Source organism: Lachnospiraceae bacterium oral taxon 500, assembly GCA_002999035.1.
GTDB lineage: Bacteria > Bacillota > Clostridia > Lachnospirales > Vallitaleaceae > W11650.
This window is the reverse complement of sequence record CP027241.1, coordinates 638,300-662,344: the sequence shown is the minus strand read 5'-3', so window position 1 is coordinate 662,344 and position 24,045 is coordinate 638,300. Positions and strand designations below refer to the sequence as shown.

Here is a 24,045-nt window from a genome sequence, read left to right as displayed (position 1 = left end):
ATTTAATAAGAAAGGAAAATAAAATGCAGTTTATTTGTTATAGTAAGTGTACTACATGCCAAAAGGCTAAGAAGTGGCTGGACGAAAAGAACATCAGTTATCAGGAAAGAGCAATTAAAACGGAAAATCCCGGTTATGAGGAATTAAAGGACTGGCTGGCGGTCAGCGGCCTGCCGGTGAAACGTTTTTTTAACACCAGCGGGCTTTTATATAAGGAAATGAACTTAAAAGACAGACTCCCGCAAATGAGCGAGGATGAGCAGTTAAAGCTTTTGGCCAGTGACGGCATGTTGGTCAAACGGCCGCTCCTGATTGGCGGAGATTGGGTTTTGGTGGGCTTTAAGGAAACGGAATGGAGCGAAAAATTAGGATGAGGATAAGGGAAAAAACCGGCTGCTGCTTCCGGCCGGGGAGGGCGGCTCTGGTTTTGCTGGCCGGGCTGTGGCTGCTGACGGCTTGCGCACAGCCGGCAAAACCAGAACCCCAAAAATATCAGGAACAGTTTTTTGATTTATTTGATACCGTTACCCAAATCAGCGGCTATGCGGCCAGTGAGCAGGAGTTCCGGGAAAATTTGGCCTATATTCGAGCCAGATTGGAATATTACGCCAAAATTTATGATATCTATCAGGAATCCGCCTATATTGATACATTATGGACAGTCAATCAAGCGGCCGGTCAAGAGCCTTTGCTGGTGGAACCGGCTATTTTTGACCTGTTGAAGTTTGGCAAGGAAATGTATGAGCAGAGCGGCGGCGCGGTCAATATTGCTTTTGGCAGTGTGCTGCGGATTTGGCATGAGTTCCGACAGGCGGGCATGGAAAACCCGGAGCAGGCAAAGCTCCCGGATATGGCAAAGCTTCGGGCGGCAGCAGCACATACCAATATTGATGATTTGATTTTGGATGAAGAGGCGGGAACTGTTTTTCTGCGCGATCCGGAGATGAGCATAGATGTCGGCGCTTTGGCCAAGGGCTATGCCGTCGAGCGGGTGGCGAAGGAGATGAGAGCAGCCGGAATGACGGCTTTTTTGTTAAATGTCGGCGGCAATGTCCGGGCGGTCGGTGCCAAACCGAATGGTGAGCCGTGGCATATTGGTATCCAAAACCCGGATACCTCCTCACCGGACTCATATATAGAGGAAGTTTGGCTGAAAACCGAAAGTCTGGTTACCAGCGGTAATTATCAGCGTTTTTATGAGGTGCAGGGCAAGCGCTATCATCATATTATTGACGAGGATACGCTGCTGCCGGCCGATTATTTTCAGTCGGTGTCAATTTTATGCGCCGATTCCGGCAAGGCGGACGCTTACTCCACCGCCGCTTTTAACATGCCGCCGGAGGAAAGCCGCCGTTTTATTGAGAGCCTTGCCGGGGTAGAGGCGATGTGGGTGTTAAGTAATGGCGAAATTATGTATTCGTCAGGCTTTGCGGAGTATTTGCCAAAGGAATAAAAAATATTGACTTTTGTCTTTTCCTATGCTACGATAATAGACGTTTGAGGGCGCGGTTTCAGAGCGGAATGTTCCTTTTTCTGGTGAGCCGCGGCATACCGGTATCCCAAGTTCGGATATGTCCTCGTCAGACTTATATAGAGGAAGTTTGCCGCAGCAGCCGAAATAGTTTGAAGTTTCGCCGCGTCACCTCGCGTTCATAAATGTTCTCGTAGCTCAGCTGGATAGAGCGACCGCCTCCTAAGAAAGTGTTGAAACATACACCCCGGAGGAAAAGGAAAACGGTAACAAGTAAAATTAAATATAGATTTTCTAAATGTCGCTATAGCTCAGCTGGATAGAGCGACCGCCTCCTAAGCGGTAGGTCGGAGGTTCAAATCCTCTTAGCGACGCCAAAAACTCCGCCGAAAACGTTGATTTTTCAAGGTTTTCGGCGTTTTCTTGTGTGCCTTGCGGCGCACGTTTCTAAAAGGTGAAAGTCCCTAATCCGCCCTAGTAGTGGGAAGGATATAGCCGAAGACAAGGGTGTCCATCGTGAGGTGGAGTCTGAAGGAAGTCGGATGGCAAATCTCCGGTCTGACGAATAGAAATCACATCAGGCTATGGCTAAGGATAAGGTTGCATGACAAACTGAAGTCCAATAACTACTCGGAATTAGCTATGGTAAATGTGGCAGATAGGTGGAGAGAAAGAAACGTGTGGTACCGAGGGAGGTCTTGTCAGTGGTGGAAACAGAGTAAGAAGCCATAGTAACAACGAATGGCAAGAAGTCAGCAAAAGTCATAGTACCATTATGGTTGCAAACAGAATGGGAAGGACTGAACTTTAGGAGGTGTTAGTAAGTGAATGTAACCAATGATGGAGTTAAGGACAGACAACTTCATATAGAGGACTATCTGCAAATGGTATCTGCGGAACAGAAAGAGTATGCAGAAGTGTCCGATCATCAGAGGATTACTGAAAGAAGCGACACCATCACAGATTTTCAGACGGAAACTCCGTGAACTCGGCTATCCGACATTCACAGAGTACTATATGAAAATATGTGAAAACTAAAGAACCGCCGTGTACCGAACGGTACGCACGGTGGTGTGGGAGGTCGGTAGATAAAATAATTATCTACCTCCTACCCGATTTACCACATCTATGATCACTATGAACAGCTGGACGAACAGACGGAAGTATTTGACGAGATTGCAGAAGTGGTGGCACAGGCTCCCGATGAGGAACCGGTTCCTGCTGATGTTCCCGTTAGCGAAGGCCAAGATGTCCTGTCCAAATACAAGGAGCTGTATTTGCAAAATGAAGATATGGTGGGCTGGATTTCCATTTCCGGCACATCCATTAACTACCCTGTTATGCAGACAAAGGATGAACCGAATTATTATCTCAAACACAACTTTGAGAAGCAGTACAGTGATTTAGGTACTCCGTATATTCAGGAAAACTGTGATCTGCTTACCAGTGACAATCTCATCATTTACGGGCATCACATCAGCGGCAACCGCATGTTTGGAGCTTTGGAGGATTATAAATCCAAGAGCTTTTATGAGGAACACAAAACCATTCAGTTTGACACTCTGACAGAGCAGGCAGCGTATGAGATCGTTGCTGTATTTAAGACGGTTGCTTACAGCTCCAGCGGCTACCGCTATTATGATTTTGTGAATGCGGAGAATGAGGAAGAATTTGATGCCTATATCGAAACGTGTAAAGAGCTTGCCCTGTATGATACGGGTGTTACCGCAGACTATGGTGACAGGCTGATTACCCTTTCTACCTGTGAGTATTCGGCCACAAATGGAAGGCTTGTTGTGGTAGCAAAAAAGGCTGCATGAGGAAAGTACAGCTTCTAAGAAAGGAGGGCTTCTATGGCAGATATTAAAACCAGGGATGCAGTCAAAGGCACGATTAAGACCATAGATAAAGCCGCCGTTGCTTCAGAGCGTATGAAAGCTGCCTATGCAAAGACAAAGGAGAAAGCGGAAGAAGGATATTACGCCAATGAAGGCTCTGCTACGGAATATGCTGCGGATAAAATCGCCCATGCTTCTGACCGGGTAAAAGATGAGGGTATCCACCAGTTCAATAAGCAAGGGCAAAAAGGCGTTAAGACTACCAAAGAAACTGTCGTTAAGGCAAAGGACAAAATGGCTGATTTTAAGCAGAAGCGGGCTGCCAAAGCTGCTGAGCAGAGGTCAGCAAGGAATGTGTCTGGACAGAACGGCTTGCAGATCCATTGTGGAACTGCAGGCCGTTCTCCTGTTTCGGATACTTCTGTCCAGACCATAAAAACATCAACAGATACCAAAAGAACAATTAAGCAGTCTGCCAGAAGCGCAGGAAAAACCGTTAAGACAGCGGCAAAAGGCTCTGTAAAAATAACCGAAAGAAGCGTAAAAACAGCACAGGTGACTTCTAAAGCGGCCATAAAGACCACACAGCAGGCTACCAAAACCGCGCAGGCAGCGGCAAAGGCTTCTGCCAAAACTGCACAGAAAGCAGCGCAGGCGGCAAGAGTCTCCGCAAAGGCATCTGCAGCGGCGGCTAAAACAACCGTGAAAGCTACCATAGCGGCTGTCAAAGCAATCATTGCAGGAACAAAAGCATTGATAGCAGCGATTGTTGCAGGCGGCTGGATTGCAATAGTGATCATTTTGATCGTGGTATTGCTTGGGTGCGCAATCTCTCTGTTTGGCGGCGGCAGTGAAAGTAATTCCTATACCCCTGTCAGTGCAGAAGTAGAAGCCTACGATCCGCTGATCCAGGAATATGCAAGGCAGCATGGGATTCCTGAATATGTGGAACTTATCAAGGCTGTCATGATGCAGGAGTCTGGGGGACAGGGAAACGACCCCATGCAGGCGTCGGAATGTGGGTATAATACACAGTACCCAAATACACCGAATGGCATTACAGACCCGGAATATTCCATCAATGTTGGTATCCAGAATTTAGCGGCCTGTCTGAATGCCGCAGAAGTAGAAAACCCCGTGGACATGGATCGGATTAAACTCGCCCTGCAGGGATATAACTTTGGAAATGGCTATATTTCATGGGCGCAGACCAATTACGGCGGCTACACTTATGCCAATGCGGTAGAGTTTTCTACCATACAGGCAGAGCGATTGGGATGGGCCAGCTATGGGGATACCCAATATGTTTCTCATGTGCTGCGCTATTATCCATTTGGACGGGCATTTACCGGCGGTGGTAATCAGGTAATCGTGGAAGTTGCCCTGACGCAGCTTGGCAATGAGGGCGGACAGCCCTACTGGTCATGGTATGGTTTCAGCAGTCGGGAAGAATGGTGCGCCTGCTTTGTTTCATGGTGTGCAGAACAATGCGGCTATATCGAAGGTGGATTTATCCCGAAATTTGCAGGATGTGTCAGCGGCGCAAACTGGTTTAAAGAACGGAACCAATGGCAGGACAGAAATTATGAGCCTACTGCGGGAGATATTATTTTCTTCGATTGGGAAGGCGATGGTTCAACCGACCATGTAGGTATTGTAGAGAAATGCGAAAACGGAGTTGTCTACACCGTAGAAGGAAATTCCGGCGATGTGGTAAAACAAAGACAATATACCGTTGGAAGCAGCTTTATCTATGGATACGGTGTTCCAGCCTATTAAAAATCAGCAAAAGAAAACCAGAGGATTTTATTCCTCTGGCTCTTTTGCCATACATAACCCGTTCACAGTTGCTTCTATGACGGACAGTTCTCTATCATTGAGTTTGTCGAGTTGTGCGTCTAGGCGTCTGCGGGCGGAACTTTTCTTAACTTCTTTTTCAGGAAATATGTATTCATCAACAGACACATCGAACATGGTAATCAGCTGAATAAACAGCTCAATACTGGGATGTTGTCCCTCGTTCTCAATGGACTGAATGTGTCGTGGAGCATAGCCAATAATCCCGGCAAGCTGCTCCCTGGTCATTCCTCTGGCTTCACGGGCTTTTTTGATCGCCTGTCCAATGGGCATAAAATCAAAGTCAAAATCGTTGTTTCTTTCGTCCATAAGCTCACCACCTTGTAGCAATATAATGTTACGTTTCTATTGTACAGAGGTCAGAGTTCTTATGAAACGATGTGAAATTTCTGGTAATAAGAGATTTTATATCTTATATATAGAGATAAAATTTCAGATTCTCGATGCTCTTTTTCATAAAATAAAGGGATTCCACTTCCAAACAAAATCTCTCGTGCTTTTTCGCCTTTTGATTTTAGCCACCTAATAGAAGTTTGATGCTTAATTTACAATATCTTTAAATAAGTTGTTTGTAAAACAGAAAGTTTATGCTTGATTGTTGTATAGTGAACCAAGTGTTAGATGGTGCCCTTAGTTATGGGCAGCAAACCGGTTGGGCTGAGTGAGCTGGTGAACACACGGAAAGCACCTACAGAGTTTTTTAATCTGCCATATTGTTTTTTGTTAGGTATTGTAATAACAATTTGAACTGCCCTATTGACAGCGAAAGTACTTCATGGTATATTGATACCGGTGGAATTGATACCAGTAGAATTAACTTGTGGAGGTGATGTAATGGCAAAGCGCATAGAAGGTGTAACAGAGAAACTGTTGGAGTGTGCAAAAGAAGAATTTTTAGCCAACGGTTATGAAAATACTTCTCTGCGCATCATTGCGGAAAAGGCCGGATATACCAAAGGTGTCATCTACATCCGTTACCCCGACAAAGAAAGCCTGTATCGTGCTTTAGTAGAACCTGTGGCAGATGGTCTTTGCAATTATTTAAAAAATGCTTTGGAAGGCTTCAAAGCTCTGCCGGGCGAAGTGCAGAAAGCGAATGAAAGGTCGTATGCAGACGAAGGATTTCAAAAGTTTTTCGGGTATATCTATGAAAATTTTGATATATTCAAAATCCTTTTGATGAGTGGGGAAACGAAAGTCTATCAGGAATTTTTACACAGACTTGTTGAAATTGATACAGATTGTACCACGAAATTTATTGAGCAAACGAATAACGATGCTTTTTCTTCTGGAAGATTAACACCAGAATTAGCACACATCTTATCATACGCCTTTTACTCAGGTTTATTTGAAATCGTGATCCATAACATGCCGCAGGAACGGGCATCTGAGCATATCGGCAAGTTAAGAAAATTTTACAACACTGGTTGGAAAACGATTTTTGAGGGTGATGAAGCAGAGCAAGTGAATGGAGAAAGGGGGAGTGTTTCTTGACTGACACTGAAACTTGGGTAGACACCGATGGATGGGTTTATTGCCCTGCTTGCGGAGCAAAGACTCGTACAAAAATCCACCCGGATACCGAGGCGCACCGATGGCCGTTATATTGCCGGAAGTGCAACCGGGAAAGCATTGTAGATATTAAAAATATGGTCATTCAATTATCATCCGAGCCAGACGCAGCGACGCCGAGCCGATAATTTGATGGAACGTAATTCCTCAAATTATCGGCTTTTCTTTTTTGCAAAATGGTTAGCTAAATCTAACCATGGTGAGAACAAGGAGGTTTATTATGGACAAAAGGAAATTAGAAAATCCGTTATCCCGGTTAATGGGATTGGCGGGGAAACAAAAGAAAAAATATGCACTATCAATCGTTCTGGCAATCTTGGGTGTTGCGGCTGGAATTATTCCTTATTTTGCTGTTGCAAGAATGCTGATCGCACTGATCGGCGGCACAAAAGAGATTTCATTCTTTGCCGCATACTGCCTGATGGCGGCAGCTGGATATTTGCTGAAAGTGCTGTTTTCCATTTGGTCAACATCCGTATCGCATACCGCCACCTTTGAGGTTTTGAAAGAAATTCGCAAAAAACTGCTTTCAAAACTCTCCCGCCTACCTATGGGTGTGATTTTAGACACCCCTTCCGGGCGGCTGAAGGATACCATTGTTGACCGTGTCGAGGGATTGGAAACAACATTGGCTCATATGATACCGGAAATATCGGCGAATATGTTGATTCCCGTTATCCTGCTGATTTATGTTTTTGTTTTGGACTGGCGGATGGCTTTAGTTATTCTGATTACTCTACCCCTGGGAATGTGTTTTGTAATGATTATGTTTCGCACCTATCCGGCAAAGTATGAGGGTTCCGTTCAAGCAAGCCAGCAGATGAATAATGCCGTTGTAGAGTATGTAAACGGTATTGAGGTGATAAAAGCATTCAGTCAAAGCGCAAAATCATATCAAAAATATACAGATGCAGTAAATTATGATGCGTCTTATTTCTATAACTGGATGAAAAGCTGCCAGTGGCCCATGTCTGCTTATACTGCCATTTGTCCTGCAACACTTTTAACCGTACTGCCCATTGGGTTCCTATTTTATGCGGGTGGCAGTCTTGCTATGACGGATTTTATTACAGTTATTATTATTTCTTTAGGAATCATCGGCCCTATCCTCGCCGCCAGCAATTATATGGACAGTATCGCCGCAATGGGAACGGTAGTCGGCGAGGTCTGCGGAATTTTGGATAAGGAAGAACTGGTTCGCCCGATGGAAGAAGTCGAGTTGAAGGATTTGACCATTGAAATGAATCAGGTGACATTTTCCTATCATGCGGATAAGAAAGAGATTTTGCATGGAATTACGCTGAAAATCAGACCCGGAACTGTGACCGCATTGGTTGGACCGTCTGGTAGCGGAAAAAGCACCATTGCAAAGCTGATTGCAGGATTTTGGGATGTGGGCGGAGGCGAGATCACGCTTGGCGGCTGCGACCTGAAAAAAATACCGCAGAACCAGCTTGCAGATCATATTGCCTATGTATCACAGGACAATTATCTGTTTGATGATACGGTGCGGGAAAATATACGCATGGGACGGAAAGGCGCTACGGATGCCGAAGTAGAACAGGCCGCAAGAGATGCGGGCTGCGATGAATTTATTCGGGAACTGGAACAGGGATATGACACTCGTGTCGGCAGCGCCGGTGGTCATTTATCTGGCGGTGAACGCCAGCGAATTGCCATTGCCCGCGCTATGCTGAAAAATGCTCCTATCGTAATTTTAGATGAGGCCACCGCATATCTTGACCCGGAAAATGAGGCTGTTTTACAGACGGCCATTGGAAAGCTGGTTTCTGGAAAAACCTTGATCGTAATCGCACACCGGCTCTCCACCATTACCGATTCCGATCAGATTGTTGTTGTAAAAGAGGGCAGAATTGAAGATATAGGAACGCATGATGAATTGCTGCACAGGTCTCCTTTGTATCAGGAGATGTGGAACGCGCATATTGGAGCAAAGGACGGTGATTAAGAATGATTGGCGTATTTAAGAAGATTTGGAGCTTTGCTGGTTCTGAACAAAAGAATATCCGCAATTCGATTATTTGGGGATTTATCAATGCAGTTTTTTATGCGGCTCAACTTGGCGCACTTTTCATGATTCTGGATGCACTGGTAACAGGAAATACAGATAACTCTGCTTCGTTGGCTGCATTTGGGATTATGGTATTAAGCATTGCCGGTAGAATCGTGACACAGTACATATCGCAGCTTCAGCGTACCCACGCCGGATATTTTATGGTTGCTGATAAACGTGTGCAGATTGGTGATAAATTGAAAGTGGTTCCTATGGGCTATTTCAACCAAAACAGTTTGGGCAATATCACGGCAATCGCCACCACGATTTTGAGTGATGTAGAAAGTGCCGCACCTGTTGTTTTGGTTACTTCTCTTGGTGGTTTTCTGACCTCGTTTGTTTTCTGCCTTGCGATTCTCATTTTTGACTGGCGTATCGGTATGATCGTGTTTGTGGGGATTATCCTGTTCCTTGTCGTGGTCTCTCTCATGGAGAAGAAATCCAGATCAGACGTGCCGAAGAGACAGGCAGCACAGGCCATGCTTGTGGAAACGGTTCTGGAGACGATTCAGGGAATGAGCGTTGTAAAAGCCTTCAACCTTGATTTTAACAAAGGGAAAAAGGTTGACAATGCCATTGATGAAAGCTTCCGTAAAAACATGGTACTGGAAAAAGCGATGAATCCATATGTAGCAATCCAACAGGTAATTCTGTATCTGTTCAGCGTGCTGGTCATATTTGCTTCGGTCTGCTTTTATCTGGATGGCAGTATGTCGCTGGTATACTGTTTGATGATGATGGTTGCGTCCTTTATGGTATATGAACAACTTAAAATCGCAGGCAGCAGCATGGCAAATCTGCGTATTACAGAAAATTCCATCAACCGGGCAAACGAGATTGATGATGTTCCGGTTATGGATGAAAAAGGACGTACCATTACACCGGATTCCCACAACATTCAGTTTCATGACGTAACATTCTCTTATGAGAAACGGCCTGTTCTAAAATCGGTTTCTCTGACAATCCCGGATAAGAGTTTGACTGCGATTGTCGGGCCTTCCGGTTCCGGCAAGACGACCCTTTGCAATCTGATTGCCCGCTTTTGGGATGTAAACAGCGGCGGCATCTCCATCGGCGGACAGGATGTGAAGGAATATACCTTTGACAGTCTGCTGAGAAACATCAGTATGGTATTCCAGAATGTCTATCTCTTTGATGATACGATTGAGAATAATATTAAGTTTGGAAAACCGGAAGCCACCCATGAGGAGGTTATTGAAGCCGCAAAGAAGGCTTGCTGTGATGATTTCATTTCAACTCTGCCGGATGGTTATAACACCGTAATCGGCGAAGGCGGCGCTTCCCTTTCCGGCGGTGAAAAGCAAAGGATTTCCATTGCCAGAGCCATGTTAAAGGACGCCCCCATTGTTATCTTTGATGAGGCAACGGCGAACGTTGACCCGGAAAACGAAGACCGTTTGCAGGCGGCGATTGAAGCTCTTACCAAAGATAAAACGGTCATTATGATTGCCCATCGACTGAAAACGGTTCGGAACGCGGATCAGATCGTTGTACTGAATAAAGGAAAGATTGTCCAGCAGGGTACGCACGAGCAGCTCATGGAACAAGGCGGAATCTATTCCGATTTCATTGGCCGACGCAAACAGGCAATCGGATGGAAAATATAATTAACAATAGAAAGGACAACGAAAATGGAAAAGAAACGAATTGGAGTTAAGGATCTTGTCAATATCGGTATTTTTGCAGTACTTTATTTCATCGCATTTTTTATTGCCGGGATTACTGGATTTATACCGGTCATGACGGTATTTTATTCGGTGGTGCTTGCCGTCCTCGGAGGAATCCCCTGCATCCTGTTTTTTACTAAGACAGATAAATTCGGAATGGTCACGATTCTTTGTCTGCTTATGGGAATTGCGACTTTCGTGATGGGATATGGGCCTTACGCCATTGGCACGAGCCTGATCTGCGGGCTTGCCGCTGATTTTATCCTGAGAGTCGGGCAATACAAAAGCTGGAAACATATGCTGATTGCTTATTGCGTGTTCAGCGAGTGGGTCATTGGTTCCCAGGTTATCATGTTCCTTTATAAAGATGCTTATCTGGAAAGCTACCGCGCCAGTCAGGGGGACGCCTATGTGGAGGCCGTGTCTGCCGTAGTGAAAAGCTATATGATTCCCGTTGACATTGTGTGTGTGATTGTGGGCGCAATCGTAGGCGCGTATATTGGCCGCGCTATCTTAAAAAAGCATTTCAAGCGTGCGGGGATCATATGATGGCAAACAAAGTGGGAAAATACAGTCAACTATCCGTTGTTTCCTTCGACCCAAGGACAAAGCTCTATGCTCTGCTGATTTTCAATATTGTCATGTTGACATCGCTGACGGAAGGTGTTTCCGTCTACTTAAAACCATTTCTGGCCATTCTTGCGTTCTTGTTTCTACTGAACGCAAGAATGACGAAAACAGCGGTTATTTACCTTGTGTTATATGTGGTTTCGTGGAATGCGGAATTTTTCTTACAGTATATATCCGGCATGAGCCTCGGCGGGTTCCTGATTCGATTTTTCAGTCACATGATTACCCGAATTGTCCCCGGATTTATGTTTGCGTATTATATGCTCAGAACAACACGGGTAAGCGAATTTATTGCGGCTATGAAACGAATGCACATCAGTCAGAAATTGATCATTCCCGTCTCCGTCATGTTTCGCTTTTTCCCAACCGTAGGAGATGAATATGCTTCCATTCAAGACGCTATGCGGCTTCGGGGAATTGGAATTCGAAAAGGCCCTATTGCGATGGCAGAATATCGCCTTGTGCCATTGATCGTTTCTTTGGTAAAAATCGGTGATGAATTGTCTGCCGCTGCTGTTACGAGAGGTCTTGGCCGTCAGAATGAGCGAAGCAATTACTGTACAATTGGATTCAAGGCATGTGATATATGCTTACTACTTTTAATGACAGGCGTATTTCTTGTCTATCTTATCTGTTAGGGAGGTCTGCTATGATTAAATTTCAGAATGTATCGTTTGGCTATAAAGACAGCGCACAGAAAAACAGCCTGCGGCAGATTAGTTTTCATGTTCCCAAAGGTCAGGTAGTCCTTTTGTGCGGAAAATCTGGTTGCGGAAAAACAACGATCACACGGTTAATCAATGGCCTGATTCCCTATTACTATGACGGGACTTTAGAAGGAGAAGTGCTTGTCGCAGGAAAAAAGGTTTCCAAACAGCCTGTTTGCGAAACGGCAAAGCTGGTAGGATCGGTATTTCAAAATCCGCGCTCTCAGTTTTTTAATGTGGATTCTACCAGTGAGACCGTATTTGGCTGCGAGAATATGGGCTGGCCTGTTCCCGATATTAAAAAGCGTTTGGAACAAATATCTCATGATTTTGACCTTGATAATTTGCTGGAACGGAATTTGTTTCACCTCTCCGGCGGTGAAAAGCAAAAAATCGCCTGTGCTTCTGTTACAATGCCCGACCCCGATGTGATGGTCTTAGACGAGCCTGCCTCAAATCTGGACTGCCGTTCTATACAGATACTTGCGGATATTATCGCTGTGTGGAAGAACAATGGAAAAACTGTAATCATTGCGGAACATCGCTTGAATTATCTGAAAGCGGTTGCTGATAGGGTGATCTATATGGAGGATGGGCAAATTGTGGAGGATGTTCCCGCAAAGCAGTTTTGGAACCTTCCGGTAGAGGTAATTAAGCAGAGAGGACTTCGTTCCATTGTGCCAGTAACATTCGAGAGAGTGCCACCCATGTGTCATGGAAACGGCATATTGGAAATGAAAAACTTTCATTTTTCCTATAATGGCGTACTGGATTTGGATATACCGTCTTTATCTATTCCTGCGGGGGCTGTTGTCGGCATTATCGGTAACAATGGTACCGGGAAAACAACTTTTGCCCGGTGCCTTTGCGGATTGGAGAGGAAAGCTACCGGTGAGATTAGTATAGAAGGTGAAGTATTAAACCGCAAAAAGAGATTGAAAAACAGTTACCTTGTCATGCAGGATGTGAACCACCAGCTTTTTACAGAGAGTGTGGAAGAAGAAGTCTTGATTGGTATGCCGGGAAGTGAGGAAAAAAATCGACCAGAAGCTGAAAACATCTTAAAAAGTATGGATTTACTTCCCCTAAAGGAGTTGCATCCGCTTTCTCTCTCCGGCGGCCAAAAACAGCGTGTTGCTGTGGCAAGCGCATTGTCGTCGAGAAAGAAAATATTAGTATTTGATGAACCGACAAGTGGACTTGACTATCACCACATGATTGAAGTGGCGGAAAATATCCGCCAACTTTCTGCGATGGGTAAGACGCTGTTCATCATCACACATGATCCAGAACTGATTGCCGAGTGCTGCAATTTCTTTATTTTCATGGAGATGGGGAGGATTAAATGGAGCGGCGGATGGTCTGCTGATAACCGACAACGCTTGCGGGATTTCTTCTCCGTAATTCAAGAAATGTAGGAAATCGAGTTCAAAGAAAGGGGGCACACCAAGATTTTCTCTTTAATTGTCCGTGAAGCGATTACGGAAATACAAAAAAGGCAGGAACAAGAGCAAAAAGAGTTTATGAAGTCAGCAATAACTCCGTCAGGGGAGGACTATCTGGAAGCCATCCTTGTTCTCCAAAAGAAACTCGGCATGGTGCGCTCCGTGGATGTTGCCCGGCACATGGGAGTGTCAAAACCGAGTGTTTGTGTGGCGGTCAACACCCTGAAAGACGGCGGCTTTATCACAATGGATGAAGATCACCTTCTCCATTTGACCGATGTGGGCCGCGAGGTTGCCGAAAAGATTTATGAACGTCATTGCTTCTTTACAGAACAGCTTATCGCAGCAGGTGTTGATCCAGAAACTGCAGAGGTCGATGCCTGCCGTATAGAACATGTAATCAGTAATGAAAGCTTTGAACGGTTGAAAAAGGCCGCCTTTAGAAATCAGGAAAGCGAGATTTCTGCCCGGTCAAAAGAGATAAAGGATAAGCCCACCGAATAAAAAAACGGTGTTTCGGTGGGCGGCTTCATCATGCCTTATTACACATCTTCCCTCTGAACCCGTTTTGGGTTTGGAGGGATTTTTTATGTGCTGGTCTGCTTCAGCCGCCCCGCTGCTTATCCACAGCAGCAACTACCTACATAATTTCATACAGGAATGAGGATAGCCTGTCAAAAAAATCTTCTGCTGTTGGTGGCACTCTCACGCCCCTAATGTAGAAGTTTTATATCTACAACGTAGTTCTTATTTTTCTCACTGCCGCAAAGGTTTAACAGCCTTTGCGGTTTTTTGTTTGTCGATATTTGTCGGGAAAAAGGACAAGCCTTCTTCCGGTATTGGCTGCCGTTCTCCACCCTTTCCAATCTGAATGTTCAAACAAATCAGATTGGAGGTAAGGAAAATGGCATATAACCATGGAAAAGCAGAGCGCAAATGGAAGCTCTGGAAAGAGAAAGAGGAAAAGATTTTAAGAGACAGCGGTGTTTCTGAAGATATAATTGAAGCAATCCGTCTTTATGACCGTCAGGCATTTAATTCAGACAGACGATATTATGAACGTGTGCAGGAAACAGGTACATACCTTGATACTGTTGCAGCATCCACAGATCAGGCAGAACCGAAAACAGTACAGGATTTTTTGGATCATATTGAAAATCAGGAATTGTATCATGTACTGATCACAGTGGACAGGCTTACCCTGCAGATCGTTCTGATGAAGATCCAGGGGTATAGCACTCATGAAATTGCCAGGTATCTGAAGATTACCGAAAAGGCGGTTTACAGACGCATGGACAGGCTGAAAGAAAAAATAAAAAAATATTTTAATATGAGGGGAAATTGATAGTTTCCCATTGGCGACAGGGTGAGAGGACGAAATCCTCCACCCTGTTTTCCTTGTGTGCCTTGCGGCGCACGTTTCTAAAAGGTGAAAGTCCCTAATCCGCCCTAGTAGTGGGAAGGATATAGCCGAAGACAAGGGTGTCCATCGTGAGGTGGAGTCTGAAGGAAGTCGGATGGCAAATCTCCGGTCTGACGAATAGAAATCACATCAGGCTATGGCTAAGGATAAGGTTGCATGACAAACTGAAGTCCAATAACTACTCGGAATTAGCTATGGTAAATGTGGCAGATAGGTGGAGAGAAAGAAACGTGTGGTACCGAGGGAGGTCTTGTCAGTGGTGGAAACAGAGTAAGAAGCCATAGTAACAACGAATGGCAAGAAGTCAGCAAAAGTCATAGTACCATTATGGTTGCAAACAGAATGGGAAGGACTGAACTTTAGGAGGTGTTAGTAAGTGAATGTAACCAATGATGGAGTTAAGGACAGACAACTTCATATAGAGGACTATCTGCAAATGGTATCTGCGGAACAGAAAGAGTATGCAGAAGTGTCCGATCATCAGAGGATTACTGAAAGAAGCGACACCATCACAGATTTTCAGACGGAAACTCCGTGAACTCGGCTATCCGACATTCACAGAGTACTATATGAAAATATGTGAAAACTAAAGAACCGCCGTGTACCGAACGGTACGCACGGTGGTGTGGGAGGTCGGTAGATAAAATAATTATCTACCTCCTACCCGATTGTGTGGCGAAAACAGGATTGTTCCTTGACAACCAAATAGTCATTCGCCAAATACTTCCTCTTTGTGATTGTGATGAGCATAAGCGTGCGGAGCAGTACGCCAAGACCTGCCGACAAGCAAATAGCGATGAAAGGTGGTGAGCGAGCCTATACTGACTCCAAATATCGGGTAGCCCCCGGTTTCGCCATAACCCACAAAGAGCATAATGGTACTCCCGTCCAGTCACAGTCCGAGCGGTATCCAATCCGCCGCAGGCAATGAGGGCGGCTCTGGCAGACCGTCAGTTGGGGTGAAACTCCCGTGGAGTCAGTTCGCTGCTGACCGTTTGGCGACTTCCCTGCGCTTTTGCGCATTTGCATTTCGGGGTGTCGAGGACAAATAGAAATGCCATGACCATAAAGCCAGACACAAGGTTATTACTGAGAACAGAGCTTTGTTTTATATGCTCCCGACCTCGAAAAGCCTTTTGCCTGGCTTATTACATAGACAGAAACCGTATGTCAAATATAGATTGGAGGGCATTCAAATGAAAAGAACTGTCAGGCGTGGAGATATTTACTACGCAAAACTTGATCCGCATATCGGCTCTGAACAGGGCGGCACAAGACCTGTCCTCATTCTTTCCAATGATACAGGAAACAGGTTCAGCCCTACGGTCATTGTTGCTGCCATTACGAGCCGAGTACGAAAGAAAACGAAGCTGCCGACACATTACTATTTGGAAGATGTTGACGGGCTTCCCGAAAATTCAATTATTCTCTTTGAACAGGTGCGCACGATTGACAAAAGCCGTCTCAAAGAGAAGGTAACACAGCTTGATAAACAATCTATGGAAAAGATTGTTTTACCCCTATTCATCAGCATGGGCGCAGAAAAAGAGCTGAAAGCAGAAAGGAGGATTTCTCATGTTTGAGGATAGAATTGCAGCATTAAATAAGGATACAGAAGCTATGCCGAGTATTCCATATGAGAAAAGAATTTATACAGTAGATGAGATCCAGGACATTTTAGGCATCGGCAGGAATTCTGCCTATAATCTTGTGAAATCCGGCGTATTCCACAGTGTCCGTATCGGCGGCAATATCCGTATTTCAAAAAAGAGCTTTGACGAGTGGCTTGATAAACAGATGGATACTTGTCAAGTGTGAAAAATCCCTTGAACTATCGAATTTGCACATTTCACTTTTTCTTCGGTTTTCCCTACTATATAGCCAAGCAGAGATGCTTGGCTATATAGCATACCCTAACGGCTGACGAGCCGAAAAAAATGAATCGGAGGAAAACACAATGAAAAAGAAAAGCATGTCCGTGCGAGAAATGCGTCGGCTTCTTGGGCTTGGCAAGACGGAATCATACTGGCTCGTGAAAAAGAACTATTTTGATACGGTCATCATAGGCGGTAAGATGCGTGTGATGATCGAGAGCTTTGAAAACTGGTACGCTAACCAGCTTCATTATAAGAAAATAATTGGTGAAGCACCGGGAAAGAATTGGAAATCCATCACAATGTCAATTCAGGAAACTGCCCGCTTACTTGGGATTGCTGAAGGAACCCTATATGACTTGATGAAGAAGAAACCCTTCAAAACGGTAAAGGTTGGCATGTATACCCGTATTTACATAGATAGCTTTGAAGATTGGTACAATTCGCAATCTCACTATAAGAAAGTTATCAAAAATGAGGAGGTGGCAGCATGTTTGAAGATCGCATCGCTGAATTAAATGGAGTTTCAAAAACTGCTCCGAATAAGAAAAGCTATACTGTTGCAGAAATTCGGCAGATTCTTGGAATAAGCCGCCCCACTGCATATAAGCTGATAAATCAGAATGTGTTTCAGAGTGTTCGATTGAATCGTGGCATCAGAATCGTAAAAAGCAGTTTTGATGCATGGCTCGAAACAAGAGAATAAGGAGGTGTTTTACATGGCATCTATTGTTAAGAGAAAAAACCGCTATTCTGTGGTTTACAGCTATACGGATGAAAACGGCGTAAAGAGGCAAAAGTGGGAAACATTTGCTACTAATGCCGAAGCCAAAAAGCGCAAAGTGCAGGTTGAATTTGAACAGGAGACAGGTACTTTTATTGCCCCTTCCGCTAAGACGGTCAGTGATCTTCTGGAAGAATACATGTCTATTTATGGTGTGAATACCTGGGCATTATCGACCTATGAAGCAAGGCGAAGCCTGATCTTCAATTATATTACTCCGCTGATTGGAGATATTAAACTGGAAGATCTGACACCGAGAACGATGGACAAATTCTATCAGAGCTTATTATCGGTCAAGGCAAAGGTGGTAAATAACCGCAGGCCGAACAATGAATATCTCACGGCTCATACGGTCAGAGAGATTCATAAGTTGCTCCGCAATGCCTTTAATCAGGCAGTAAAATGGGAACTGATGTCAAGGAATCCTGTTCTTAATGCTACCCTTCCAAAAGAAGAACATAAAGAGCGTGCAATCTGGACAGCAGAAACACTGTTCAAAGCATTGGAAGTTTGTGACAATGACAATCTGGCATTGGCACTGAATCTTGCTTTTTCCTGCTCATTGCGAATGGGTGAGCTTCTCGGACTGACCTGGGACTGTGTCGACATTTCAGAGGACAGCATAAAAAATGGATGTGCCTACATCTTTGTCAACAAAGAGCTTCAGCGTGTTAATCGCAATGCGTTGGAACAGTTGGGTGAAAAAGGAGTTGTCTTTAAATTCCCGCCTGCGCTGGCAAGTACACACACAGCGCTGGTGCTGAAAGAGCCGAAAACAAAAACCAGTATCCGAAAGATATTTCTTCCGAAAACAGTTGCGGAAATGCTTGTTGATCGACGCGAGGAAATTGAAAACTACAAGGCACTGTTTGGAGACGAATACTTGGACTTTAATCTCGTATTCGCTTCTTCCTGCGGCAGACCGATTGAAGGACAGGTTATCAATCGAGCTTTAGGAAAGCTGATCAAAGATCACGACTTGCCGCCTGTCGTATTTCACAGTTTCAGACATTCAAGTATCACTTATAAGCTGAAACTCAACGGTGGTGATATGAAATCCGTACAGGGGGATTCCGGCCACGCACAGGTCAAGATGGTAGCCGATGTGTATTCTCATATCATAGACGAGGACAGACGTTTAAATGCGCAACGATTTGAGGAGCAGTTCTACCAGAGCAAATCAACCCCAGCAGTTGAAGAACCGGAGGAAACAACCGAACCTAAAGAAACACAGACTGAACAGGAGCTGCTTCAGAAACTTCTTGCCAATCCAGAAATGGCAGCCCTTTTGAAATCACTGGCGAAAACCATATGACACTGAGGAGCCGTTGCAAATGGATGCGTAGTCATCTATGGAGCAATGGCTCCTTCTGCTATATCGTATTAAGATTGGAGTGATTGATTGAAAGATATTTTTTCGGATATGCAGGTCAAAATGGGATGTCAGGATATATCCGACCTGACCTATCATAAGCGGGCCGTCTGGTTTGAGATGAAACGCCTTTGTCTGTCTGCCTATCCTAAAAAACAGTTAGAAGATTTTTCACGCTATGTATTCGATGTGCCTTATACCGTTATACAGGAAGCGTTGCAAAGAAAAGATATAATGAGTCATAAAAGAAAAGTGTGTGCAGATTGAAGTAATAGATCATAGAGCAAGCATCTGCACCAAAAGAAACACAAGAGGACAATCCAACATGGGTTGTCCTCTTTCTTTCAGTCTATTATTTACATACTGTTCTTGAGAAGTTACAGAGCAGATCAGGAGAGCCGTCCTAACACCAGAAAGGACGCATCCACACAGCAGCGGCTTGTTTTTACTATTTAGTATTTTCCAAACTCCTGCTTTTTTGCTAATCACCTGCAAATTCAAGTGCATAAAACACCTTAAAATCAGCAGAAATACTGAGGTACAGGATAACATCCTGATGCCGTGAAAACCCAGTAAATACGGGGATTATTTAAACTTAGAAGGTAGCTGATTGACCTTTAGGAGTGCCTCTCCTAAGCGGTAGGTCGGGTGTTCAAATCACCTCGGGAACGGCAAAAAAGCTGTAAGCCTTTGTAGACAAAGGTTTGCAGCTTTTTGACGTTTTTCTGGCTGCTGCCTGGATGGAGGCAGAAACTTCTAAAGCTATAAATACGGAGCAAAAAGGCCGGCGCTCAGGGAAGAGCCGTCCGGCTTATTTGTGCGCCCGGCGGCGCACGTTTCTAACGGGTGAAAGTCCCGAATCCGCCCGGCAGTGGGAAGGATATAGCCAAACAGCAAGGGTGTCCATCGCGAGGTGGAATCTGAAGGAAGCGGAAGGCAAACCTCCGGTCTGACGAACAGAAACCACATCAGGCTATGTATGGGGGTAAGATGGCAAAACACATCGAAGCCCAATAACTGTACGGAACCGTACATAGTAAATGTGGCAGATAGATAGAGGGAAAGAAACGCGTGGTACCCGGGGAGGTCTCGTCAGCGGTGAAAACAGAGTATGAAGCCGTAGTAACAACGAATGGCGAGAAGTCAGCAGAAGCCATAGTACCGAGAGGATTGCAAGCGTCTCGGAAAGGGCTGAACTTTAGGAGATGTTAGGAAATGAAAGTAACCAAGGACAAATGTAAGGACAGACAACTTCATAAGGAAGGTCATATCTGCGGAACAGAGAGAGCATGCAGAGGCGTCCGCTTGTTCAAGGATTGCTGAAAACACCGACATCATCACAGACTGGCAGATGACCGGACTGTTGGAAAAGATTTTACAGAGGGATAATCTTAATCGGGCATACAAGCAAGTAAAATCGAAGAAAGGTTCGGGCGGTGTGGACGGAATGGACGTGGATGAACTTCTATCGTACTTGCGAAAACACGGCAAGGAGCTTAACCAACGGATACGAGACGGAAAATACAAACCGAATCCGGTCAGACGGGTAGAAATACCCAAAGAGGAGAAGGGAACGTTTAGGAAGTTGGGAATACCTACAGTGGTTGACAGAGTGTATCAGCAGCCAATCGCACAGGTATTATCCCCGATGTTTGAAAGACAGTTTTCTAAAAACAGTTTCGGCTTTCGCCCGAACAAAGGGGCGCATGACGCACTGAAACAATGCCAAAAGAATGCCAAAAGAATGCCGACGACGGCTATGTCTATGTAGTGGATATGGATTTGGAGAAGTTCTTTGATACAGTATGTCAGAGTAAACTGATCGAGGTCTTATCAAGAACCGTCAAAGATGGAAGAATGATCTCACTCATTCATAAATACATGAATGCCGGAGTAGTGGCAAACGGTCTATTTGAAAGGACAGAAGTCGGCGTTCCGCAAAGTGGACCGGTAAGTCCGCTGCTTTCTAACATAATGCTGAACGAGTTGGACAAGGAGTTGGAGACGAGAGGGCACCGATTCGTGCGATATGCGGATGATTGTATGATCTTCTGTAAGAGCAGGAAAAGTGCCGAACGTACGCTCCGAAATATCCTACCATATATTGAGGATAAACTGTTCCTTAAAGTAAACAGGGAGAAAACTTGTGTGGCTCACATCAGCAAGGTAAAGTATCTGGGATATACGTTTTACAACCGTAAAGGATTTCGATTCCGAGTACATCCAAAATCGGTGAAAAAGAGGAAAAAGAAACTACGGGAGTTAACGGATAGGAACAACGGATGGAGTAATGAAAGCCGCATTTTGAAACTACAACAGTATATAAGAGGCTGGGTGAATTATTTCAAGCTGGCAGATATGAAACGACTGTTGCGGGAAACAGATGAATGGATGAGGCATCGTATTCGGGCAATCTATTGGAAACAATGGAAGAAAGTACGAACGAGAATAAAGAAGTTGAGGAGCCTGAACATACCCGAATGGGCTGTATTGGAGATAGCGAACAGTCGCAAAGGAATATGGCGGTCTGCGCTGATGCTGAATACGGCACTAACCAATAAAGAAATAGCCAACCTCGGATATATGTCCTTAGTCGGCTATTATCTGCAAGTAGGTGAAAACTAAAGAACCGCCGTGTACCGAACGGTGCGCACGGTGGTGTGAGAGGTCGGGGGTTCAGCCCTTCGGTATCATCCATTTCAGAATCATATCTACTACGGCTTCTGCTGACTTCTCACAGTTCGTTGTTACTACGGCGAGTTTCGTCGTCTGTGAGACCTCACGGGATAAGCCTGCCGGTCTTTCCTCGTCTACCTGCCTGATTTACGCCTACGGGTTACGGTTGCCTTTTGGACTTTGCTGCTTTTCGCCAGCTCATCCGCCGTAAACGCCTTAATATCAGGTTTCTGTTCGTCAGGCTACGATTTCGCTATCCCTTCTTCTCGCCTACATCTCACGATGTAAACCTTGGGAGTCGCTATGGGGTTCGTCGGCAACTATGCCCCTTGTGGACTTGCACCACAGATTGACGGCATGCCCGTCATACTAAAAAATGCCATAGGTGGTTAACCTATGGCATATATAAAGAATATAAGTTGCGCAAAATATAATTTCTAATTAAGATTATTGGAGGGTTGTTTGTGAAACAATATAAAATCAAGTGCACATATGGCTACTCAATTTTAGGCGAATGTCCGCCCAAATTGGATACTCAAGCAAAATATGTGATTGTTGAACGGTCAAAATTTTTTCCTAATTGTGTTATTATACAGCGTATAGACGGAGAATTTTTCCAAGGAGAAAAGGTGTGGATTGTTCCACAGAGTAGTGTCTATTAGCCAATTTCTAATTCATTAATAATATCACTCAAAGTTGAAAGGTTCTTATTCTGTTCAAGAAAATCACTATATAAGTTTTGAGCATTTCTTAAAAGTTCATCGTAGTACATAATTCTACAATGATAGGCTTTTAATGCGTCTTTGGTTGCTTGATATACTTCTTCATCATAGTTTTTTCCATCTAAGTGATTGCCTAACAGTACAATGATTTCAAATGGTTCTGGTTGGTTTAAGGTAGCCATTACTTTTTTTGTGGCAGAGAAATACTTATATACCTGGGCTGTTATTTCTTGTGATTTTACAGTTCGGTCGCCTTTTTTCAACTCAATTATTAAATGTTTATTAGATGCTTTTTTATATCGAATATCAAGGCGAGCATCTAATTCTTCTTGGGTGAGACCCGCGTCTATAGTTTCAAATTGAGTTTTGAATGCTTGTTCTACAATTGGAGCTTCAGTTCCTCTATCCCATGAAGGATCAAGCAACCACAAATTTTTGCTCAAATGGTCTTGTATAACTTTTTCAAGACTGCCATCGGATACAACATTTTGCATTTTCTTGATAACAGCAAGCCTTTCTTGTACTATTTGATAATACATGGTTGCTTCTATATCATCAAGGCGTCCAGCAACTTGTAAAAATTCAGCAATGTTTTCTGCTGAAATTTTCTCTAGTTGACTCAATTCATTTTTTAGTTTAAAAGACTCAAAAGCTAGAACTCCATGTTTAAAGAGCTCTTTTTTCTCCTCTTTTTCAACAGTTAATTGATTGATTTTCCCAAATAGTTTTTTAGCAGATTTTTTATCATCACCTTTTAGTTCGTTGTACCAGTCGCTAACAACTACATATTTACATGCCTCGTCAACGCCGCTGGTGCTTCTGGTTTCTTCCCAATCATTTCGGACAGAAGAAAGTGCTTTTTTAATGAATTCCTTTAAAGCCACATAACGCTCATCATCTTCAAAAAAATCTTGTCGGCTACTTGTAGTTATATCAGCCTCATCATCTAAATCCAGAAAATCTGCCGATAATTCACCGTAAACATATTTTGAATAGAGTGCAGTTGTTCCGATTTCAGAAAAAATATCTTCTTTTGCCATTTTCCCTCGAACCATAATTACTATGCGGTTGAGATTTTCATCATCGTTCAATTCTTTTGGTTCCGAACAAGTAGCAATCCATCCGGTAATACGGTAAGGAACTTCTCCAATTGTGATTTCAGAGGGTAATTTTTTTATCAATTTGATTTTTTCTGGTCTTGTTTGTGATTTTAAATCTTTCTTAAATTCATCTGAATCTTTTTCTGGAAGAAACATCCATACACATTGTGCCTTAGAAAGATAATTACGATCAGACACAACAATATCTTCATCATTTATTGATACATTAAAATTATTTTTTGCACCAATAATAGCAAATCTACGAGCTAAACGTTGTCGTAAATGAGTTGATAAAGCAGCCGTTCTTTTTTTCTTGAGATCACTTAAAATAATTTTTGTACCGTTATCCGCGAATGATATGTCATCAGTAGGCAATTCTACGGGATAGTAGGTACCATTGGTTTTAATAGTTTCCCTTAAAGAATTTGTATCGATTCTAAATCCGTTAACTTCTCCGCCCTTTTTAGAATAAACCTCAACAATATTGGCAATAGAAAACAGAGATAGTTTCCCTATGCCTTTTCTTCCCATCACAGGTCTATGGAATATAGGTGACTCGCCACTCTCACTACGTTTTTGATACCCAACAGTTAAATATTTATTGTTTATATCCAATAAATTCATACCAATACCATTATCTGTAATAGAAATAGTATCTCTGTCAATTTGGATTTTCACATCGGTAGCGTCTGCATCCCATGCATTTGCAACTACTTCTGATAATACTGCGGAAGTATTGCTATAGAGGTTCAACCCCAAATGATTTAGTACCTGTAAATTTATAGACATTTGAAATTTAGCTTCACTCACAG

At 43.9% G+C, this 24,045-nt stretch carries 24 protein-coding genes, 1 tRNA gene and 5 pseudogenes; 27 read left to right on the top strand and 3 right to left on the bottom strand.

Annotated elements, in window-relative coordinates; all coding sequences use genetic code 11:
- Positions 1-23 precede the first annotated feature (23 nt).
- The 7 genes and pseudogenes from C3V36_03170 to C3V36_03140 all read left to right on the top strand — a co-directional run bounded on the left by C3V36_03170 (position 24) and on the right by C3V36_03140 (position 5,088).
- On the top strand, positions 24-374 hold the full coding sequence (locus C3V36_03170; GenBank protein AVM68333.1) for an ArsC family transcriptional regulator: 351 nt from the start codon (positions 24-26) through the stop codon (positions 372-374).
- The gene (locus C3V36_03165; protein ID AVM68332.1) at positions 353-1,453 is read left to right on the top strand and encodes an FAD:protein FMN transferase; all 1,101 of its coding nucleotides are present in this window, start codon (positions 353-355) and stop codon (positions 1,451-1,453) included. Before C3V36_03170 ends, C3V36_03165 begins: the two co-directional genes overlap by 22 nt.
- Before the next feature lie 318 nt (positions 1,454-1,771).
- A tRNA-Arg gene (locus C3V36_03160) sits at positions 1,772-1,848 on the top strand.
- 181 nt (positions 1,849-2,029) lie between these two features.
- Positions 2,030-2,203, top strand: coding sequence for an arginase (locus C3V36_03155; protein AVM70420.1), 174 nt, complete (start codon positions 2,030-2,032; stop codon positions 2,201-2,203).
- A 92-nt stretch (positions 2,204-2,295) separates the two neighbouring features.
- Positions 2,296-2,445, top strand: a pseudogene (locus tag C3V36_03150) (group II intron reverse transcriptase/maturase).
- A gap of 141 nt (positions 2,446-2,586) precedes the next feature.
- Positions 2,587-3,291 carry an SrtB family sortase gene (gene srtB / locus C3V36_03145; GenBank protein ID AVM68331.1) on the top strand — a complete coding sequence of 235 codons (705 nt, stop codon included), beginning with the start codon at positions 2,587-2,589 and terminating at the stop codon, positions 3,289-3,291.
- 33 nt (positions 3,292-3,324) lie between these two features.
- Positions 3,325-5,088, top strand: a complete 1,764-nt coding sequence (locus tag C3V36_03140) for a transglycosylase (GenBank protein AVM68330.1) — start codon at positions 3,325-3,327, stop codon at positions 5,086-5,088.
- A gap of 27 nt (positions 5,089-5,115) precedes the next feature.
- Here C3V36_03140 and C3V36_03135 read toward each other — a convergent pair whose 3' ends face one another.
- Positions 5,116-5,475, bottom strand: a complete 360-nt coding sequence (locus tag C3V36_03135) for a transcriptional regulator (protein ID AVM68329.1) — start codon at positions 5,473-5,475, stop codon at positions 5,116-5,118.
- Between the two features lie 525 nt (positions 5,476-6,000).
- On the opposite strand from C3V36_03135, the gene C3V36_03130 reads away from it, so the two are divergent.
- The 11 genes and pseudogenes from C3V36_03130 to C3V36_03080 all read left to right on the top strand — a co-directional run bounded on the left by C3V36_03130 (position 6,001) and on the right by C3V36_03080 (position 15,231).
- Entirely contained in the window at positions 6,001-6,660 is a 660-nt protein-coding gene (locus tag C3V36_03130; protein AVM68328.1) for a TetR/AcrR family transcriptional regulator, read from the top strand.
- Positions 6,657-6,866, top strand: coding sequence for a conjugal transfer protein (locus tag C3V36_03125; GenBank protein ID AVM68327.1), 210 nt, complete (start codon positions 6,657-6,659; stop codon positions 6,864-6,866). Before C3V36_03130 ends, C3V36_03125 begins: the two co-directional genes overlap by 4 nt.
- Positions 6,867-6,958: 92 nt before the next feature.
- The gene (locus tag C3V36_03120; GenBank protein ID AVM68326.1) at positions 6,959-8,707 is read left to right on the top strand and encodes an ABC transporter ATP-binding protein; all 1,749 of its coding nucleotides are present in this window, start codon (positions 6,959-6,961) and stop codon (positions 8,705-8,707) included.
- 2 nt (positions 8,708-8,709) lie between these two features.
- Entirely contained in the window at positions 8,710-10,440 is a 1,731-nt protein-coding gene (locus C3V36_03115; protein ID AVM68325.1) for a multidrug ABC transporter ATP-binding protein, read from the top strand.
- A 24-nt stretch (positions 10,441-10,464) separates the two neighbouring features.
- Positions 10,465-11,049 (top strand): hypothetical protein, encoded by a 585-nt coding sequence (locus tag C3V36_03110; GenBank protein AVM68324.1) that lies wholly within the window; start codon positions 10,465-10,467, stop codon positions 11,047-11,049.
- A complete protein-coding gene (locus C3V36_03105) occupies positions 11,046-11,768 on the top strand; it encodes an energy-coupling factor transporter transmembrane protein EcfT (GenBank protein AVM68323.1) in 723 nt (240 codons plus the stop codon). The genes C3V36_03110 and C3V36_03105 overlap by 4 nt, the downstream gene beginning before the upstream one ends.
- Before the next feature lie 11 nt (positions 11,769-11,779).
- Complete coding sequence (locus C3V36_03100; protein ID AVM68322.1) at positions 11,780-13,255, top strand: ABC transporter; 1,476 nt, start codon at positions 11,780-11,782, stop codon at positions 13,253-13,255.
- Positions 13,256-13,360: 105 nt separating this feature from the next.
- On the top strand, positions 13,361-13,786 hold the full coding sequence (locus C3V36_03095) for a metal-dependent transcriptional regulator (protein ID AVM68321.1): 426 nt from the start codon (positions 13,361-13,363) through the stop codon (positions 13,784-13,786).
- 400 nt (positions 13,787-14,186) lie between these two features.
- Positions 14,187-14,627, top strand: a complete 441-nt coding sequence (locus tag C3V36_03090; protein AVM68320.1) for an RNA polymerase subunit sigma-70 — start codon at positions 14,187-14,189, stop codon at positions 14,625-14,627.
- 188 nt (positions 14,628-14,815) lie between these two features.
- A complete protein-coding gene (locus C3V36_03085; protein ID AVM70419.1) occupies positions 14,816-14,989 on the top strand; it encodes an arginase in 174 nt (57 codons plus the stop codon).
- Positions 14,990-15,081: 92 nt separating this feature from the next.
- Positions 15,082-15,231: pseudogene (locus C3V36_03080) on the top strand (group II intron reverse transcriptase/maturase).
- Between the two features lie 186 nt (positions 15,232-15,417).
- On the opposite strand, the pseudogene C3V36_03075 reads toward C3V36_03080, so the two are convergent.
- A pseudogene (locus C3V36_03075) lies at positions 15,418-15,563 on the bottom strand (AraC family transcriptional regulator).
- Between the two features lie 338 nt (positions 15,564-15,901).
- Here C3V36_03075 and C3V36_03070 point away from each other — a divergent pair.
- The 9 genes and pseudogenes from C3V36_03070 (at position 15,902) to C3V36_03030 (ending at position 22,073) form a co-directional block, all read left to right on the top strand.
- On the top strand, positions 15,902-16,288 hold the full coding sequence (locus tag C3V36_03070) for a type II toxin-antitoxin system PemK/MazF family toxin (GenBank protein AVM68319.1): 387 nt from the start codon (positions 15,902-15,904) through the stop codon (positions 16,286-16,288).
- Complete coding sequence (locus tag C3V36_03065; protein ID AVM68318.1) at positions 16,281-16,523, top strand: DNA-binding protein; 243 nt, start codon at positions 16,281-16,283, stop codon at positions 16,521-16,523. The genes C3V36_03070 and C3V36_03065 overlap by 8 nt, the downstream gene beginning before the upstream one ends.
- Positions 16,524-16,662: 139 nt before the next feature.
- A complete protein-coding gene (locus tag C3V36_03060; GenBank protein ID AVM68317.1) occupies positions 16,663-17,097 on the top strand; it encodes a DNA-binding protein in 435 nt (144 codons plus the stop codon).
- Positions 17,070-17,285 carry a DNA-binding protein gene (locus C3V36_03055; protein AVM68316.1) on the top strand — a complete coding sequence of 72 codons (216 nt, stop codon included), beginning with the start codon at positions 17,070-17,072 and terminating at the stop codon, positions 17,283-17,285. Before C3V36_03060 ends, C3V36_03055 begins: the two co-directional genes overlap by 28 nt.
- Positions 17,286-17,298: 13 nt before the next feature.
- Positions 17,299-18,678, top strand: a complete 1,380-nt coding sequence (locus C3V36_03050; GenBank protein AVM68315.1) for a site-specific integrase — start codon at positions 17,299-17,301, stop codon at positions 18,676-18,678.
- An 87-nt stretch (positions 18,679-18,765) separates the two neighbouring features.
- Entirely contained in the window at positions 18,766-19,002 is a 237-nt protein-coding gene (locus C3V36_03045) for a hypothetical protein (protein AVM68314.1), read from the top strand.
- Positions 19,003-19,684: 682 nt separating this feature from the next.
- Positions 19,685-19,789 (top strand): annotated as a pseudogene (locus C3V36_03040) (arginase).
- Positions 19,790-19,950: 161 nt separating this feature from the next.
- A pseudogene (ltrA, locus tag C3V36_03035) lies at positions 19,951-21,360 on the top strand (group II intron reverse transcriptase/maturase).
- A 515-nt stretch (positions 21,361-21,875) separates the two neighbouring features.
- Complete coding sequence (locus C3V36_03030; protein AVM68313.1) at positions 21,876-22,073, top strand: hypothetical protein; 198 nt, start codon at positions 21,876-21,878, stop codon at positions 22,071-22,073.
- Here the strand turns inward: C3V36_03030 and C3V36_03025 are convergent.
- Positions 22,070-24,043, bottom strand: a complete 1,974-nt coding sequence (locus C3V36_03025; GenBank protein ID AVM68312.1) for a hypothetical protein — start codon at positions 24,041-24,043, stop codon at positions 22,070-22,072. The genes C3V36_03030 and C3V36_03025 overlap by 4 nt on opposite strands.
- Positions 24,044-24,045: the final 2 nt, after the last annotated feature.